Annotated in this window: 17 protein-coding genes and 1 tRNA gene; 15 read left to right on the forward strand and 3 right to left on the reverse strand. The window is 67.9% G+C overall.

The window, feature by feature from the left end; all coding sequences use genetic code 11:
* From DBR34_RS22255 to DBR34_RS06505, 3 genes are all read left to right on the forward strand, one after another.
* A partial coding sequence (locus DBR34_RS22255; protein WP_258223714.1) for a kinase/pyrophosphorylase occupies window positions 1-439 on the forward strand: 439 nt, incomplete at its 5' end.
* Between the two features lie 68 nt (window positions 440-507).
* The gene (locus DBR34_RS06500) at window positions 508-1,020 is read left to right on the forward strand and encodes a DUF1249 domain-containing protein (RefSeq protein WP_128096178.1); all 513 of its coding nucleotides are present in this window, start codon (window positions 508-510) and stop codon (window positions 1,018-1,020) included.
* Window positions 1,021-1,080: 60 nt separating this feature from the next.
* Complete coding sequence (locus DBR34_RS06505; RefSeq protein ID WP_128096194.1) at window positions 1,081-1,569, forward strand: 8-oxo-dGTP diphosphatase; 489 nt, start codon at window positions 1,081-1,083, stop codon at window positions 1,567-1,569.
* A gap of 60 nt (window positions 1,570-1,629) precedes the next feature.
* Here the strand turns inward: DBR34_RS06505 and DBR34_RS06510 are convergent, their stop codons facing one another.
* Complete coding sequence (locus DBR34_RS06510; protein WP_258223715.1) at window positions 1,630-2,274, reverse strand: class I SAM-dependent methyltransferase; 645 nt, start codon at window positions 2,272-2,274, stop codon at window positions 1,630-1,632.
* 385 nt (window positions 2,275-2,659) lie between these two features.
* Between DBR34_RS06510 and DBR34_RS06515 the strand changes: the two genes are divergently transcribed.
* From DBR34_RS06515 to DBR34_RS06565, 11 genes are all read left to right on the forward strand, one after another.
* Entirely contained in the window at window positions 2,660-3,274 is a 615-nt protein-coding gene (locus DBR34_RS06515; RefSeq protein ID WP_128096180.1) for a phosphatidylcholine/phosphatidylserine synthase, read from the forward strand.
* Between the two features lie 61 nt (window positions 3,275-3,335).
* On the forward strand, window positions 3,336-4,439 hold the full coding sequence (gene phaE, locus DBR34_RS06520; RefSeq protein ID WP_128096181.1) for a class III poly(R)-hydroxyalkanoic acid synthase subunit PhaE: 1,104 nt from the start codon (window positions 3,336-3,338) through the stop codon (window positions 4,437-4,439).
* A complete protein-coding gene (gene phaC, locus DBR34_RS06525; RefSeq protein ID WP_128096182.1) occupies window positions 4,436-5,503 on the forward strand; it encodes a class III poly(R)-hydroxyalkanoic acid synthase subunit PhaC in 1,068 nt (355 codons plus the stop codon). Before phaE ends, phaC begins: the two co-directional genes overlap by 4 nt.
* Entirely contained in the window at window positions 5,500-5,871 is a 372-nt protein-coding gene (locus tag DBR34_RS06530; RefSeq protein WP_128096183.1) for a YfeK family protein, read from the forward strand. The genes phaC and DBR34_RS06530 overlap by 4 nt, the downstream gene beginning before the upstream one ends.
* A 48-nt stretch (window positions 5,872-5,919) precedes the next feature.
* Window positions 5,920-6,123 (forward strand): PspC domain-containing protein, encoded by a 204-nt coding sequence (locus DBR34_RS06535; protein ID WP_128096184.1) that lies wholly within the window; start codon window positions 5,920-5,922, stop codon window positions 6,121-6,123.
* A complete protein-coding gene (locus DBR34_RS06540; RefSeq protein WP_128096185.1) occupies window positions 6,120-6,569 on the forward strand; it encodes a hypothetical protein in 450 nt (149 codons plus the stop codon). Before DBR34_RS06535 ends, DBR34_RS06540 begins: the two co-directional genes overlap by 4 nt.
* 176 nt (window positions 6,570-6,745) lie before the next feature.
* Entirely contained in the window at window positions 6,746-6,961 is a 216-nt protein-coding gene (locus tag DBR34_RS06545) for a hypothetical protein (RefSeq protein WP_128096186.1), read from the forward strand.
* A 248-nt stretch (window positions 6,962-7,209) separates the two neighbouring features.
* Window positions 7,210-9,585 (forward strand): Tex family protein, encoded by a 2,376-nt coding sequence (locus tag DBR34_RS06550; protein WP_128096187.1) that lies wholly within the window; start codon window positions 7,210-7,212, stop codon window positions 9,583-9,585.
* A gap of 226 nt (window positions 9,586-9,811) precedes the next feature.
* Complete coding sequence (locus tag DBR34_RS06555; protein WP_128096188.1) at window positions 9,812-12,016, forward strand: PAS domain S-box protein; 2,205 nt, start codon at window positions 9,812-9,814, stop codon at window positions 12,014-12,016.
* A gap of 319 nt (window positions 12,017-12,335) precedes the next feature.
* Window positions 12,336-14,180, forward strand: a complete 1,845-nt coding sequence (locus DBR34_RS06560; RefSeq protein WP_128096195.1) for a methyl-accepting chemotaxis protein — start codon at window positions 12,336-12,338, stop codon at window positions 14,178-14,180.
* 9 nt (window positions 14,181-14,189) lie between these two features.
* On the forward strand, window positions 14,190-14,777 hold the full coding sequence (locus tag DBR34_RS06565; protein ID WP_258223716.1) for a DUF4189 domain-containing protein: 588 nt from the start codon (window positions 14,190-14,192) through the stop codon (window positions 14,775-14,777).
* Between the two features lie 78 nt (window positions 14,778-14,855).
* Here DBR34_RS06565 and DBR34_RS06570 read toward each other — a convergent pair.
* A tRNA-Leu gene (locus DBR34_RS06570) sits at window positions 14,856-14,942 on the reverse strand.
* A 124-nt stretch (window positions 14,943-15,066) separates the two neighbouring features.
* Here DBR34_RS06570 and DBR34_RS06575 point away from each other — a divergent pair.
* Complete coding sequence (locus DBR34_RS06575) at window positions 15,067-15,447, forward strand: response regulator (RefSeq protein ID WP_128096190.1); 381 nt, start codon at window positions 15,067-15,069, stop codon at window positions 15,445-15,447.
* Between the two features lie 9 nt (window positions 15,448-15,456).
* Here DBR34_RS06575 and DBR34_RS06580 read toward each other — a convergent pair.
* A partial coding sequence (locus DBR34_RS06580) for an SOS response-associated peptidase family protein (RefSeq protein WP_128096191.1) occupies window positions 15,457-16,386 on the reverse strand: 930 nt, incomplete at its 5' end.

A 16,386-nucleotide genomic window follows, 5' to 3' on the forward strand; every position in this document is an offset into this window, starting at 1 on the left:
CGCGATGAACTTCGCGCTGACCCACGATGACGGCATTGCCATCAATTACGACGACGCCGACGTGATCCTGGTGGCGGTGTCGCGGGCCGGCAAGACCCCCACCTGCATCTACCTGGCCCTGCATTACGGGGTGCGCGCGGCCAATTACCCGCTGACCGACGAAGACCTGGAGCAGGACCGCCTGCCGCCCCGGCTGCGCCCGTACCGCAAGAAGCTGTTCGGTCTGACCATCGACCCGGACCGCCTGCAGCAGATCCGCCAGGAGCGCCGCCCGAACTCGCGCTACGCCAACCTGGAGACCTGCAAGCGCGAAGTGGCCGCGGCCGAGACCATGTTCCGCATGGAACGGATCCCGACCCTGAGCACCACGCACACCTCGATCGAGGAGATTTCCAGCAAGGTGCTGACCACCCTGGGGCTGCAGCGCGAGCTGTATTGACCGGCGCACCCCTTTGGCCGGGGCCTGGCCGCCCCCACGTTGGAGGATCAACGTGTAGGATCGACCCCATGGCCCAGGCAACGCCCCGCATCGAACGCATCCCCAGGCTCAGCCGCCTGAGCTGGCTGATGGGCCTGTACGCGGAAAACTACCAGCACCTGGTTCGACTGTTCGCACCCGCAGAGCTGGTGGCCGGCAGCTATGTGTCGTCGGTGGGCGATGGGCTGGACGTGCGCCTGGACGTCATCGAGTGCCACCGCTACACGGTCGAACTGCGCCTGACCTACGACTTCGCCGACCCGGTCACCGGGCAGCCGGATCCGTCGGCCTACGTGCGGCTGTACCGTGACGCGCGCCAGGCCGAGACCACGCACTGTTACGTGGGGCGGCGCTGGCAGGACGTGGTGGGCATGTACCCGCCACCGGCGGAGTTGATCAGCCACCGCATGCGCATGAACACCTTCCTGGGCAAGTGGCTGGAGTACCTGGCCGAGCGCGGCCACGGCGTGGCAACCCTGCGCCGCGACGGCGACGCCCTGCCGGCCCCGGCCGACACCCAGCGCTCCCGCGTGGCCAGCTAAGCCAACCGCGCCGCGCCGATCGCGCATAATCGGGGTTTGTGCCTGTTGAGCCCCTCCCTCATGCCCTATACCCCGATCATGGCCACCCTCGGCTACGTGATTTCGCCCGACGGCACGCAAGCCCTGATGATCCACCGCAACGCCCGTCCGGGCGACCTGCACCTGGGCAAGTACAACGGCCTGGGCGGCAAGATGGAGCGCGACGAAGACGCTGCGGCCTGCATGCGCCGCGAGATCCGCGAGGAAGCCGGCATCGAGTGCGGCACCATGCGCCTGCGCGGCACCATCAGCTGGCCGGGCTTCGGCAAGCATGGCGAAGACTGGTTCGGGTTCGTGTTCGTGATCGACGATTTCACCGGCACGCCGCTCACCTCCAACCCGGAGGGCACCCTGGAGTGGGTCGACCTGGACAAGCTGGACACGCTGCCCCTGTGGGAAGGCGACCGCAGCTTCCTGCCGCTGGTGTTCGGCGACGACCCGCGCGCCTTCCACGGGGTGATGCCCTACCGCGACGGCGCGATGCAGTCCTGGACCTACACCCGCCTGTAACCGCCACCCGTCACCCGGTGGTGCCGGCCGCTGGCCGGCAACCCCGGCAACCCCCCGCCATCACCGCCGCGCCAGCAACAGATGGAAGTGCTTCTCCACCTGGCGCCCGTCATTGCTGGTGCCGGTTTCCCGGTGCGCCCGCCACCCGCAGACCCGCAGCCCGCTGCTGCGCAGGGCCAGTTCCACATCGGCCAGCTCGTGCAGGTGGAACCCATGGGCGGTAAAGGGCAGGGTGCGCATGAACGCCGCATCGCCGAACGCCAGGCACAGCCGGCCCCCGGGGCGCAGGACCCGGGCCAGTTCGGCCAGGGCCAGCGCGGGCTGTTCCCAGAAGTACAGGGTGTTCACTGACAGCGCCGCATCGATGCAGGCGTCGTCCAGGTCCAGCGCATGCACATCGCCAAGGCGCATCGCCGCGCGGTCGTGCAGGCCGGCGGCAGTCAGGCGGTCCTGCGCGGCATCGACCATGTCTGCCGACACTTCGATGCCCAGATAGCGGCTGCCCGGCGCGCGCAGCAGGTCAGCCGCGAAGGCCGCGTTGCCCGGGCCGATCTCCAGCACCTGTTCGCGCGCGGCGACGGCCAGCAGGGCGATGGCCGCCTGGTTCAGCGCGCCGTTGCTGCGGTTCATCGATTCGGCTATCGCCAGCGCATGGCCCCCATGCGGATGGCGCAGCTGGGCGGCAAGATGTTCGGGTGAAAGCACGCAGGCAACTCCTGTCGCAAGGGGCGGGCAGGACGTAGCGGCGGCGGGTCCACCCACCAGCATACCCGGGGACGGGCCACGGCGGGCACTGCCGGGCGGTGGTGGTGCTGTGCGCCGACCCTGTCAACAGGCCATGGGTGATCAACAAATAACCAGCGTCGCGTCTATTGAGACGGAGTTGTCCACAGGGGGTGTGGATGACTGGTGCGCAAGTTTGTGGATAAGCGCCGGCAGCCCCCGCCGGTTCTCGCTGTCAAGATGGGTGGCCAAAAATTCACCGCACGTCGTTGTCCTGTGAAGACCTTGCCACGGCGGTGCGCACCGTGCTCTGTCGCGGTGTGGCCCCTCGCGGTACTCTCTTGCGATTGCCGTCTACAGATCACCCATGAAACGTCATTTCTCGATGCTGCGCGAGTTCCACCTGGCGGACTGGTTCACCCTGGCCAACGCGTTCTGCGGCACCGGCGCGGTCTTTGCCGCCATGCGCTTCCTGCAGGATGGCGAGCGCAGCTACCTGTTGTTCGGCATGGCGTTGATCCCGCTGGCCTTCATCTTCGACGCGCTGGACGGGCGCATCGCGCGCTGGCGCAAGTCCAGCTCCACGCTGGGCCGCGAGCTGGATTCGCTGTCGGACATCATTTCCTTTGGCGTGGCCCCGGCCGCGCTGGCCTACGCCTGCGGCATGCAGGGCGGCTGGGACTGGCTGGTGCTGAGCTATTTCGTGTGCTGCGGGGTCAGCCGCCTGGCGCGCTACAACGTCACCGCCGAGGCGCTGGCGGGCGAGGGCGACAAGGTGCCGTACTTCGAAGGCACGCCCATTCCCACCAGCCTGGCGCTGGTGGTGGTGCTGGCGGTGGCGGCCAGCATGGGCGCGATCGGTCACGACCTGTGGCTGGGCCAGTGGCAGCTGGGTCCGTGGCAGCTGCACCCGATGGTGCTGTTGTTCGCCCTGTCCGGTTCGCTGATGATCAGCAAGACCCTGCGTATTCCCAAGCCATGAACCTGCGCCTGACCCTGTCATTGCCCCCGATCCTGCCCGGCCTGCCGCCCGGAGCGCGCCGATGAGCACGGCCGGCAGCGGCGGCAACGCGGGCGACATCGAAGCCCTGGCGCGCCAGTATTTCAGCGCCTGGGGCGATGCGTTGCGGCATGCCGCGGTGCCGCCCGGCGCGCCCGGCGCACAAGGCCCCGGGCAGGGCAGCTGGCAGCAGGCCATCGACTGGTGGGCGCAGATGATGCCCAACGCCAGCAGCAGCCCGGCCGACGACGCGGTGCACCGCTTCCGCGAACAGGCCGGTGGCTGGTACGGCACCATGCAGCAGGTGGCCGCGCAGTTCGCCGGCCGCGATGCCAGCAGCGCCGATGTGGCCCAGGCCTGGAAGCAGGCCGTGGAGGGCCAGGGCGACGGGCTGCTGCAGTGGATGCTGCAGGGTGCGCGTGGCCACACCCAGGCCGGCGGCCCGGACCTGTTGAAGCTGCTGGAAACCCTGCAGCGCGACCTGGGCCCATGGCTGCAGAGTCCGGCGTTCGGCCCGGGGCGCGAGCACCAGGCCCGCTGGCAGGCACTGCTGCGCGCCCAGCAGGACTACCAGGCGCACTCGCGCGACTACGTGGACCAGATCAAGCAGGCGCTGGACGATGCGTTCAAACTGTTCGAACAGCGCCTGGCCGAGCACGAGCAGCCGGGCAACCAGCTGACCAGCGCGCGGGCGATGTTCGACCTGTGGATCGAGGCGGCCGAAGAGGCGTACGCCAAGGTGGCGATGTCCGAGCCGTTCCAGCAGGTATATGCCGAACTGGGCAACGCGCAGATGCGCCTGCGCGCGGCCACCCAGCACGAGATCGAACGGGTGTGCGAAGCGATCGGCATGCCCACCCGCACCGAAATGGATGCCGCGCACCGCCGCATCACGGACCTGGAGCGGCTGGTACGCCGGATGGCCGCCAGCGCCGCGCCCCGGCCCGCACCGGCTGGGACGCCGAAAGCGGCGCCGCGCCCGCGCGCGCCACGCGGCGCTGCAGCGCCCACGCCAGGCCCGGTCAGGAAGGCGGCCAAAGCGGCCAAGTCAACGGCGAAGAAGGACGCGTCGGCCCCCGCGAAAAAGACCGCACCCAAGACGTCGGCGAGCAAGGCGGCCGCCAAGCCGCGGAAGCGCACGCCATGAAAGGGCCGTTGGGCTTCAATGCCGAGGACCTGCTGCAGGAGACCCTGGCCATGCAGCGCAAGCTGCTGGACGGATTGACCCTGCTGCCCTCGGTGGAGGACGTGGACTACGGCGCCACCGCGCGCGAGGAAGTGTGGCGCGACGGCAAGGTCGTGCTGTACCGCTTCGTCGGCGACGATGCGCCGGTCCAGCGCACGCCACTGCTGATCGTCTATGCGCTGGTCAACCGCCCGTACATGGTGGACCTGCAGGCCGACCGCTCGCTGGTGCAGCGCCTGCTCGCCCTCGGCCACGATGTGTACGTGCTGGACTGGGGCTACCCGGACCGCTCCGAGCGCTACCAGACGCTGGAGGACTACCTGCTGCGCTTCGTGGATGGCGCGGTGGACCACCTGCAGGCGCAGTCGGGCGCACCGATCAACATGCTCGGCATCTGCCAGGGCGGGGTGTTCGCGCTGTGCTACGCCGCGCTGCGCCAGCACAAGCTGGCCAACCTGATCACCATGGTCACCCCGGTCGATTTCCAGACCCCCGACAACATGCTGTCGCACTGGGCGCGGCAGGTGGACGTGGACCTGCTGGTGGACACGCTGGGCAACATCCCGGCCGACCTGATGAATGCCAGCTACCTGATGCTCAAGCCGTTCCGGCTCAACGTGCAGAAATACGTGGGCCTGCTCGACATCCTGGACGACAAGGCCGCGCTGCAGGATTTCCTGCGCATGGAAAAGTGGATCTTCGATTCGCCCGACCTCGCCGGTGAAACCTTCCGTGATTTCATCAAGCAGTTCTACCAGGGCAACGGCCTGATGCACGACGGCATCCGGATCGGCGACGAGACCGTGCAGCTGTCGCAGGTCACCCTGCCGGTGCTGAACATCTACGCCGAGCAGGACCACCTCGTGCCGCCGGATGCGTCACGCGCGATGCGTGGCCGGATCGGCAGCACCGACTACACCGAAAGCAGTTTCCGGGGCGGCCACATCGGCATTTACGTGTCCGGCCGCGCCCAGCGCGAAGTTCCCGGTACGATCACCGATTGGTTGAAGGAACGTTCCGCATGACCCATCGCTTCCGCGCAGCACTGGCCCTGGCCCTCATCATCCCCGGCAGTGCGCTGGCCGCACCGGGCGACACTGCCCGCCGCGAGATCGCCGGCCTGATCGGTGCGCTGGATGGCTCCAGCTGCCGCTTCCAGCGCAATGGCAGCTGGCACGACGCCGCCGAAGCGCGTGCGCACCTGCAGCGCAAGTACGACTACCTGCTCAAGAAGGACAAGGTGGACACCGCCGAGCAGTTCATCGAGCGCGCCGCCAGCCAGAGCAGCATGAGCGGCAAGCCCTACCGGATTGCCTGCCCGGGCCAGCCCGAGCAGACCGCTGCGGTATGGTTCGGCGCGCGCCTGAAGGCCCTGCGCCAACGCACCCTGTAGACACCGCCCGCGTTACAGTCCGCCATCCCGCCCCCGGAGACCGCTGCCATGAACGCCACGCCCCGCACGCTGTCGCGCTCGCTCAACGACCGCATGATCGCCGGGGTGATGGGCGGCATCGCGCACCGCTTCGGCTGGAGTTCCACCCTGGTGCGGGTGCTGTTCGTACTGGTCTCGGTGCTGTCGGCGGCGTTCCCGGGCATCCTGGTCTACCTGATCCTGTGGCTGTTGATCCCCAACGAGGCCGATTGAGCCTGCCACCGCTGGCGCTGCGCGTCCTGCAGGGGCTGGGCGCGCTGTGGACCGCGCCCAACACCCTGATCGGTCTGATCGGCGGCCTGGCCGGGATGGTGGCCGGCGCGCGCCCGTCCTGGAACCGCCGCGACCTGGCCATCGTGTTCCGTGACTGGCCGTGGGGGCCGGGCGGGGCGATCACGCTGGGCAACGTCATCCTGCACACCGGCCCGGTGCTGGACGTTGCCTGCCGCACCTACGCGCACCAGGCCGGGCACTGCACCGAGCCGGTGATCGGCCTGCATGACCACGAGCGCGCGCATGTCTACCAGTACCTGGTGCTCGGGCCGCTGTATCTGCCGGTATACCTCGCCTGTGGTGGGGTGAGCGCGCGGAACCCGTTTGAACGCGCGGCGGATGTGTACGCCATGACCGGCCGCGGCTGGTGGCCCGGCATCGGGTAACGCGCCGCGCCGAGCGTTACTTCAGCGTTAAATCAATGTGAATAAAACGTCGTGCAACGCGACGTCATCTGCATGCAAACAAAGGTTATTAGCCTGCATGACGAATCAGTCAGGTTCGCCACGTTAAACTGGTGCCCGTTGTAGTTGCACGATGCGTCACAGGAGGAACACATCACATGGCAATCGTTCTTTATGTCGGTGGTAGCAAGGATGGCGACAAAGGCCTGGTCCCCCACGGCTTCAGCAAGTCCCGGGCCGATACCGACACCGGGCCGGAGATCTACACCGAGCGGTTCATGGAACTGCAGGGGATCGGCAAAATCCGGGTAATGGCGCTGGAATCCCTGCGCGACGACATCGTCCACCAGCGCACCGCCCAGCATTACCGCTGAAGCAACGTAGAGCCGGGCTCTGCCCGGCTATCCGTATCCACCCCGTAGAGCCGGGCTCTGCCCGGCTGCACGCACCAGCGGCCGGCACCACCGTGGGTAATGCGATTGTCCTGCGTAGCCGGGCAGAGCCCGGCTCTACGCGAGGGCACCACGGCCGACAGGTTCGCCCCCCGCTGTCAACGCCTTCCCCCCGTCGCCCTGCGTTGCCACAATCGGGACTTTCCGTACTGCGGCTCCGGCCGGAAGCAATGCCTGACATCAAGCTCGCCCAGCAGATCGCCCAGACCATCGCCGATGAAATCGGTGCCCAGCCTGCCCAGGCGCGTGCCGCCATCGCCCTGTTGGACGAAGGCGCCAGCGTTCCGTTCATTGCCCGCTACCGCAAGGAAGTCACCGGCGGCCTGGACGACACCCAGCTGCGCAACCTGGAAACCCGCCTGACCTACCTGCGCGAGCTGGAAGACCGCCGCGCCGCGGTGCTGTCCAGCATCGACGAACAGGGCAAGCTCACCGACGAACTGCGCAACGAGATCCTCGGCGCCGACACCAAGTCGCGCCTGGAAGATCTGTACCTGCCGTACAAGCCCAAGCGCCGCACCCGCGCCCAGATCGCGCGCGAAGCCGGGCTGGAGCCGCTGGCCGATGGCCTGCTGGCCGATCCGAGCCTGGACCCGCAGGTGTTCGGCGCCACCTTCGTCGATACCGACAAGGGCGTGGCCGACACCAAGGCCGCACTGGAAGGCGCCCGCGCGATCCTGATGGAGCGCTGGGGCGAAGACGCCGCACTGGTCGGCGAACTGCGCAGCTGGCTGGGCGAAAACGGGGTCATCCGCGCCCGTGTCGCCGAAGGCAAGGAAGAGCAGGGCGCCAAGTACCGCGACTATTTCGAACATGCCGAATCGCTGGCGAAGATTCCCTCGCACCGGCTGCTGGCGCTGTTCCGCGCGCGCCGCGAGGAAATCCTGTTCCTGGAACTGGACCCCGGCACCGACGCCGAAGCGGGCCACGTGTATGCCGAAGGCCGCGTGGCCTACAAGGCCGGCATCGCCGACGCCGGCCGTCCTGGCGACCGCTGGCTGCTCGACGCCTGCCGCCTGACCTGGCGCGCCAAGCTGCACATGCACCTGCTGCTGGACCTGTTCAACCAGGCCCGCGAGAAGGCCGAAGCCGAGGCGATCGCGGTGTTCGGCGACAACCTCAAGGACCTGCTGCTGGCCGCGCCGGCCGGGCCCAAGAGCGTGCTCGGGCTGGACCCGGGCATCCGCACCGGCTGCAAGATCGCCGTGGTCGATGCCACCGGCAAGCTGGTGGCCACCGACACCATCTACCCGCACGAACCGCGCCGGCAGTGGGACCAGTCGCTGCAGACGATCAAGCAGCTGTGCCTCAAGCACAACGTGGAACTGATCGCGATCGGCAATGGCACCGCCAGCCGCGAAACCGACAAGCTGGCCGGGGAGGCCATCAAGGCACTCGGCGACAGCAGACTGCAGAAGATCGTGGTCAGCGAAGCCGGCGCGTCGGTGTACTCGGCCTCCGAATTCGCCGCCAAGGAGTTCCCGGACCTGGACGTGTCGATCCGTGGCGCGGTCTCCATTGCCCGTCGCCTGCAGGATCCGCTGGCCGAGCTGGTCAAGATCGAACCCAAGGCGATCGGCGTGGGCCAGTACCAGCACGACGTGGACCAGTACCGCCTGGCGCGCGCGCTGGATGCGCGGGTCGAAGACTGCGTCAACGCGGTCGGCGTGGAGGTCAACACTGCCTCGGCCGCGCTGCTGTCGCGCGTGTCCGGCCTGTCGGCCACGGTGGCCGAAAACATCGTGCGTCATCGCGACGACAACGGCCCGTTCAAGCGCCGCAAGGACCTGCTCAAGGTGCCGCGCCTGGGCGACAAGACCTTCGAACAGTGCGCCGGCTTCCTGCGCATCGCCGATGGCGACCAGCCGCTGGATGCCTCCTCGGTGCACCCGGAAGCCTATCCGGTGGTGGAGCGCATCGTGGCCGCCACCGCACGCCCGATCAAGACATTGATCGGCGATGGCAGCTTCCTGCGCGGGCTGAAGGCCGAGCAGTTCACCGATGACACCTTCGGTGTGCCGACCGTACGCGACATCCTCAAGGAACTGGAAAAGCCCGGCCGCGATCCGCGCCCGGAATTCAAGGCGGCGCGCTTTGCCGAGGGCGTGGAAGAGCTCAAGCACCTGCAGCCGGGCATGATCCTGGAAGGCGTGGTCAGCAACGTGGCCGCGTTCGGTGCGTTCGTCGACATCGGCGTGCACCAGGACGGGCTGATCCACATCTCGGCGCTGTCGGACACCTACGTCAAGGACCCGCGTGACGTGGTCAAGGCCGGTGACATCGTCAAGGTGAAGGTGCTGGAGGTGGACGTGGCGCGCAAGCGTATCGCCCTGACCCGGCGCCTGGACGACACCCCGGCCCCGGCCAAGGCCCCCGGCGAGCGCGATGCCCGGCCTGCCGGGGGTGGGCGCCGCGACGGCGGTGGCGGCGGTGGCCAGCGCAATGGCGGCCGCGGGGCCGCCCCGGGCCCGCGCCCGGGCAGTGCCGCGCCGCCGGCCAACAACGCCTTGGCCGACGCCTTCGCCCGCGCCAAACGCGGCGGCTGAACCGGCCTGGATCCGCCCGCCAGGGGCCGCCGCGTGCGGCCCTTGGCGTCTGTGGCGGGCAGGGCACTTCTGGTTTCACTTCCCTTTGTTCACACTTCCCCTCAAATGCCCGTAGGCTGGGCAGGCGCCGGGGAGGCCACATGACAACGCACCAGGCAGGGCCGGAATGTCGGGTGGGGCCAGATGCCGTACGGCGCGGCATCCGGCCGCGTGCGTGGCCGTGGGCATGAGCCACGATCCGGCCGGCACCGCGCACGGCGCCGACGCGGCGTTGCGTGACATCACCGAGCGCCACCGTCGCCTGCAGATGATCATCGACGGCACCGGTGCCGGCACCTGGGAATGGAATGTCCAGACCGGCCGGATGTGGGTCAACGAACGCTGGGCCCAGATCGTCGGCTATACCCGTGACGAACTGGCCCCGATCACCCCCGACACCTTTTTCCGGCTGGTCCACCCCGACGACCTGGCGCAGTCCAACACGCTGCTGCGCGAACACCTGGAAGGGCGCTCGCCGCACTACGACAGCCTGTGCCGCATGCGCCACAAGGACGGCCACTGGATCTGGGTACAGGATCGCGGGCGCGTCCACGAGTGGGACGCGCAGGGACGGCCGATCTGGATGGCCGGGGCGCATGCCGATGTCACCGACCTGCAGAACGCGCGGCAGGACGCGGCCAACATGCGCCAGCGCCTGCAGGCGGTGGTGGATGCGTCAGATGAAGTGGCCGTGATCGCCACCGACATCGATGGCGTGGTCAACCTGTTCAACAGCGGCGCGCAGAAACTGCTGGGCTACACGCCCGACGAGGTGATCGGGCGGGTCAACCCGGGCCTGTTCCATGACCCGGATGAAATGATGGAGTACCTGCGTCCCCAGGCCGATGCCGACGGGCGCGTACCTACCGTTTTCGAGGCGCTCACCGCGCATGCGGCGGAGGGTACCTGGTCGCACCAGTGGACGTACGTACGCAAGGATGGCGAGCGCCGCCAGGTGCGGCTGTCGATCAGTCCACTAGATGCCAGCGGCGGTCATCGGATCGGCTACGTCGGCATGGCCGTGGACATCACCCCGCTTCTGGAAGTCCGCGAGCAGGCCTACCTGGCCGCCGAGAAATTCGCGGGTGCGTTCTCTTCCGCCGCGCTCGGCATGGCGCTGGTGTCGCTGGAAGGGCGCTGGCTGGACGTCAACGACGCGCTGTGCGGCATTCTGGGCTACACCCGCGCCGAACTGCTGGCGGTCGACTTCCAGACCCTGACCCACGCGGACGATCTCAATACCGACCTGGCGCTGGTGGCCGACCTGCTCAACGGGCGGCGCGACCACTACCACATGGACAAGCGCTACCTGGGCAAGCGCGGCAACATCGTGTGGGGCCGGCTGTCGGTGTCGCTGGTGCGCTCGGAGCATGGCGAGCCACTGCATTTCGTGTCGCAGATCCAGGACGTCACGGCGCAACGCCAGAGCAGCCTGCAACTGCGCGAATCCGAGCAGCGCACCCGCGTCACCCTGGATGCGGTGGCGGACATGGTGCTGACCCTGGATCTGCAGGGGCTGATCCAATACGCCAACGCTGCGGCCACCCGCGCGCTGGCCGGGGAGGGCGCCTCGCCCCTGGCCGGTGGCCAGGTCCAGGACGTGATGGAGCTGACCACCGAATACGCGCCCCGCTCACCGCTGGATATCGCGGTACTGCTCGACCCGGAGAGCAACGCGGTGGACCTGCATTCTGACCTGCTGCTCTCGGTGGGCGCGCAGCTGCTGCCCGTGGACCTTACCCGTGCCTGGCTGCGTGCCGAAGACGGGCAGGTGGGCGGTGCGGTCTGGGTGATCCGCGATGTGACCCAGCAGCGTGCCCGCCAGCGCGAAGCGCGCCACCTGGCCGAGGTCGACCCATTGACCGAACTGAGCAACCGGCGCGGGTTCGAAGCCCATCTGCAGCAGGCCATCACCCGCGTCGCGCGGACCGGGCAGTCGGCCTCGCTGATGTTCATCGACCTGGACAACTTCAAGCCGGTCAACGACAGCCATGGCCACCTCGCCGGCGATGCCATGCTCTGGGCCGTGGCCAACGTGCTGCGCCACGGCGTGCGCGATTCGGACATCGTGGCGCGGCTGGGCGGCGACGAGTTCGCGGTGATCCTGGCCGGCTGCTCGCTCAAGCGCGCACGCCGCATCGCCAGCGACCTGCTGGACGGCGTGCGCACCTTGACCATCCCGTGGGACCTGCAACGGCTCAGCGTCGGCGCCAGCATCGGCATCGCCTCGATCGGCGGCAGCATGAGCGTGGACGACGCGGTGGCCGCTGCCGATGCGCAGTGCTACCGGGCCAAGGCGCTGGGCAAGAACAACGTCCAGGTCGAAACCCCGCACATGGAAGGCCTGGATCCCCTCGACAGCGGCGAAACCACCGAAGGTGGCGAGGGCTGAACCTGTTGGGATCCGGGCCGCGTCATTCTCCGGCAGGGCTAAAGCTTCATCGGGCCGGGTCGATACCGTCTAAGGCAACGCGACCAGGGCGGGGCCAGGTTGGACATTGGCTGCGCTCCCTTCGCGGCCCCCGATCGCGTGACTTTGCAACATGCCGTCTGCACGCCGCAGTACCGCCGTTGTATTAGCCGCTGGAGCGACGTCATGCACGGCTGACGTCTGCGCAAGTCCCCAAGCCAATGATGTGCCGGCGGGTTGCTCCCCGTCGGATCCCAATCGCCAACGGGCACCGAGGATCACGATGATGCTTACTTCAGGTATGCACGCGCATGTGCAAGGACGTACCGACGCCGCTTCCCGCCCTTCACTGTGGCAGGCCCTGAAAGCCAGCGTGATCGCGCCGGGCCAGGCGCGCCAGTCGGCCACCGTCGCCAGCCAGCGACGCCAGTGCGAGCTGGAAGCCCAGGTGGCGGCCCTGCACCGGGTGCAGGCGGTCATCGAGTTCGACCTGGACGGCACCATCCTGCAGGCCAACGACAACTTCCTGCAGACCCTGGGCTACCGGCTGGATGAAATCCAGGGCCGGCACCATGCCATGTTCGTCGACCCGGCCCTTGCGCAGAGCCAGGAGTACCGCGACTTCTGGGCGCGGCTCGGGCGTGGCGAATTCGACGCCGGACAGTACCGCCGGCTGGGCAAGGGCGGCCGCGAGATCTGGATCCAGGCGTCCTACAACCCGGTGCTGGACGGCAACGGGCGTCCCTACAAGGTGGTGAAGTTCGCCACCGACATCACCGCGCAGATGCAGCAGGCGGCCGATTTTTCCGGCCAGCTGGCGGCCATCAACAAGTCGCAGGCAGTGATCGAGTTCAGCCTGGACGGGCGCATCCTCTCGGCCAACGACAACTTCCTGGCCACCACCGGGTACACGCTGGATGAAGTGCGTGGCCAGCACCACGCCATGTTCGTTGAACCTGACTACCGGCAGAGCGCGGAGTACCGCCATTTCTGGGAGAAGCTGGGCCGTGGCGAGTATGACGCCGGCCAGTATCGCCGCTTCGGCAAGGGCGGCCGCGAGGTGTGGATCCAGGCGTCGTACAACCCGATCCTGGACATGAGCGGCCGCCCGTTCAAAGTGGTCAAGTACGCCACCGACATCACCACCCAGGTGCGTGACAGCCTGGCCATGCAGCACGCCGTGGCGCAGACCCGCGAGGTGGTGGCCGCAGCCAAGGGCGGCGACCTTACCGGGCATATCGCCACCGAGGACAAGAACGGCCCGATCGCCGAGCTGTGCGAGGGCATCAATGCGCTGGTGGAGGCGATGGCGGCGATCATCGCGCAGATCAAGTTCGCTGCCGACACCATCGCGGTGGGCGCCAGCGAGATTGCCGAAGGCAACAGCGACCTGTCGGTGCGCACCGAGCAGCAGGCCGCATCGCTGGAAGAAACCGCGGTCTCGATGAAGGGCCTCACCGCCACCGTGCAGCAGACCGCGACAAACGCCCGCCAGGCCAGCGAACTGGCCAGCGGCGCGGTGGACGTGGCCGCGCAGGGCGGCCATGTCGTGCACGAAGTGGTGTGCACGATGGCGCTGATCAACGAGTCGTCGCGTCGGATCGTGGACATCATCGCGGTCATCGACGGCATCGCCTTCCAGACCAACATCCTGGCGCTCAACGCCGCAGTGGAAGCGGCGCGCGCCGGCGAACATGGCCGTGGTTTTGCGGTGGTCGCCTCGGAGATCCGGTCGCTGTCGCAGCGTTCGGCGGGCGCGGCCAAGGAGATCAAGCAGTTGATCGCCGATTCGGTGGAGAAAGTCGGTGCCGGCACCGGCCAGGTTGAGAGCGCCGGGCGCACCATGGACGAGATCGTGGTCAACGTGAAGCGGGTCAGTGCGTTGATCAGCGAGATCAGTGCGGTGGCCCAGCAGCAGAGTGAAAGCATCGGGCAGATCCACCAGGCGGTGGACCACATCGACGAAGGCACCCAGCAGAACGCAGCCCTTGTGGAGGAGGCGTCTGCCGCCGCGCGCAGCATGGAAGAGCAGGCCACCCAGTTGCTGCAGACGGTGGCGGCGTTCCGCGTGGAGGCCAGTGGGGGCATCGCGCGGCAGGCCATCGCGGCAGCGGGGCATGGCCAACCGGCGCTGCGGCTGGTGTGAGCGTCGGCGTTGCCTGACAACGTATCGGGACGATGCCTGCGTGCCAATCGTGTTGGGCTTTGGGATACTCGGCCTTCCAACGGAAGGTCGAAGCAAACCATGTCAATGACAGCAGGACGCAGCGCAGTACTTCTGGTCGCACTGGCCGCGGCGGGCGCCGCCAACGCGGCATCGGCCGTGTTTTACGACACCAATACCGGTGCTTACGGCTATTCGATGAACAAGCGCACGGTCAGCGCGGCAGTGCAGCAGGCGTTGGGCTACTGCGTGCAGCGTTCGCCGAACTGTGCGAGCCAGGCCAGTACCACAGCCGCGGGATTCTCCGCGGTGTACACCGGCACAGGCGCCGTGGGCTTTGCGCTGTCTGAAAAGGATGATGGTGCTGCCCAGCGCAAGGCCGAAGCGATGTGCCGTCGCCAGGCAAAGGATTGCGTTCTGGCGCTGGTGTGGCGCGAGACCCCGCCGCCGACGCCGGACCTGCCGGCGCACGCCGCCGCGCTGCAACAACGGGCTGCGTCTGCCGCTGCGGCGGTGGCTGCCAATGCCGCTGCCGAAGCCGCTGCCAAAGCGGCGGATGCATCCAGATCCACCAAGTGAGTCCGCTGAAGGGGCTGCCTTTCGGCAGGCCCTGAAATGCAAAAGGCCAGATCCGAAGATCTGGCCTGTGCAATTCCATGGTGCCGAAGGTGGGACTCGAACCCACACGCTTTTAAGGGCGGCGGATTTTGAGTCCGCTGCGTCTACCGATTCCGCCACTTCGGCTGGCTGGCCGCGTAGTGTATACAACTTGTGGAGATCTGTGCAGCCCTGAATGCTTCATGTGATGTTCGGCCTTCATCCGGGCAGGACGTTATACTCACCGGGCTGAACCATACAGAGAGCCGGGATGAGTGCATTGCAGGATCTTCGGGTACTGGTGGTCGAGAACGACGAAATGAGCGCGGCCCTGCTGCAGATGCAGCTGGGCCAGTCCGGCGCGGTCGTCGTCGGCCCCGCAGCGTCGGTTGCCGACTCGCTGCGCCTGCTGGGTGACTCCGAGCCCCAGGTGGCCCTGCTGGATTATCGGCTGGCCAACAACGAAACCAGTGAACCGGTCGCGGCCGCCTTGAGCGCCCGTGGCATTCCGTTCGTGCTGGCCACCGGCATGGCGCCGGACCACCTGCCGGCGGTGTTCCGCACCGGCGTCATGCTGACCAAGCCGTACCTGACCGCGGAGCTGAACGCGGCATTGGCACGCGCACTGCAGGCCGCATCGGTCGCCAGCTGACCCCTGCGCTCACGCCGCTTCGGCGTGGGCGAAACTGACCGGTTCGCGGTCATCCAGGATGCGATACAGCGCCTCCAGATCGTTCGGGTCCGGATTCAGCCAGGCATCCAGGTTGTCCGGCCGGATCGGAATGATGCAGCGGTCATGGCCGGCCGCGGCGACATCGCGCGGCGGTTCGTCCGTGATGGCCGCAAACGACAGCAACCGGCCCTCCGGTCCTTCCCATTCCGACCACAGGCAGGCGATGAGCAGGTCGCGTGGCGGCTGTGGGCGGAACTCCAGCACCACGTTGCTGGCCTTCTCGCCGGGGGATAGGGCGCGCTGCTCCAGCGCATGCCGCGGCACGTGTTCGTAGAACGACTGCACCACCACCACGCCATGGCAATGTCCGAACGCGGGCTTCCAGTATCCGCCGAGGCTGTCGCGGCGCGCGTTGTAGGTGCCGGGGTACAGCGTGTCATTGCGGGCCGGCGTGTCCGGAAGGCGGCATTGATAGCGCATCGGCTTGATCACGCGCTGGCCGCGCTCGGACACGATCACCGGTGCATAGACGCCCGGAAAGATGCGGCTGTCGCGCGGCAGCAGCCCGGTGCGACGCAGGTCGTCCAGGCGCGCCTGCGCGCGTTCGACGCGGTTGCCGGCGATGCGCGCCTCGTTGCGTGCCTTCTGCGTAGGGCGCGCGGCCAGGCTGGCGTGGGCGGCATCGCGGCGTTCGCCCTGCACGCGGATCTCCGCGTCCAGCGCCTGCATTTCCTCGGCATGCCACTGTTGGATTTTCGCCACGATGTCCTGGCCCTGCGCGGTACGCGCGCCGGCAAAGCCGTCGTCCATCGCCTTGGGCGTTTTCGGGCGTTGCTTGCCGGCATCGTGGGCGTACAGCTGGGCGAACTCGTCCAGCGACATCATGGCGCCGTACTCGCGCACCAGCTTGGTGTAATC

This window comes from Stenotrophomonas sp. HMWF003, from assembly GCF_003061285.1.
GTDB classification, from domain to species: domain Bacteria; phylum Pseudomonadota; class Gammaproteobacteria; order Xanthomonadales; family Xanthomonadaceae; genus Stenotrophomonas; species Stenotrophomonas maltophilia_AP.

Bases quoted from the DNA above. Each gene is read 5' to 3' on its own strand.
- phaE (WP_128096181.1), top strand. From the start codon at position 3,336: ATGAGCACGGCCGGCAGCGGCGGCAACGCGGGCGACATCGAAGCCCTG.
- phaC (WP_128096182.1), top strand. From the start codon at position 4,436: ATGAAAGGGCCGTTGGGCTTCAATGCCGAGGACCTGCTGCAGGAGACC.
- DBR34_RS06545 (WP_128096186.1), top strand. From the start codon at position 6,746: ATGGCAATCGTTCTTTATGTCGGTGGTAGCAAGGATGGCGACAAAGGC.
- DBR34_RS06505 (WP_128096194.1), top strand. From the start codon at position 1,081: ATGCCCTATACCCCGATCATGGCCACCCTCGGCTACGTGATTTCGCCC.
- DBR34_RS06575 (WP_128096190.1), top strand. From the start codon at position 15,067: ATGAGTGCATTGCAGGATCTTCGGGTACTGGTGGTCGAGAACGACGAA.
- DBR34_RS06500 (WP_128096178.1), top strand. From the start codon at position 508: ATGGCCCAGGCAACGCCCCGCATCGAACGCATCCCCAGGCTCAGCCGC.
- DBR34_RS06560 (WP_128096195.1), top strand. From the start codon at position 12,336: ATGCACGCGCATGTGCAAGGACGTACCGACGCCGCTTCCCGCCCTTCA.
- DBR34_RS06515 (WP_128096180.1), top strand. From the start codon at position 2,660: ATGAAACGTCATTTCTCGATGCTGCGCGAGTTCCACCTGGCGGACTGG.
- DBR34_RS06535 (WP_128096184.1), top strand. From the start codon at position 5,920: ATGAACGCCACGCCCCGCACGCTGTCGCGCTCGCTCAACGACCGCATG.
- DBR34_RS06555 (WP_128096188.1), top strand. From the start codon at position 9,812: ATGAGCCACGATCCGGCCGGCACCGCGCACGGCGCCGACGCGGCGTTG.
- DBR34_RS06550 (WP_128096187.1), top strand. From the start codon at position 7,210: ATGCCTGACATCAAGCTCGCCCAGCAGATCGCCCAGACCATCGCCGAT.
- DBR34_RS06530 (WP_128096183.1), top strand. From the start codon at position 5,500: ATGACCCATCGCTTCCGCGCAGCACTGGCCCTGGCCCTCATCATCCCC.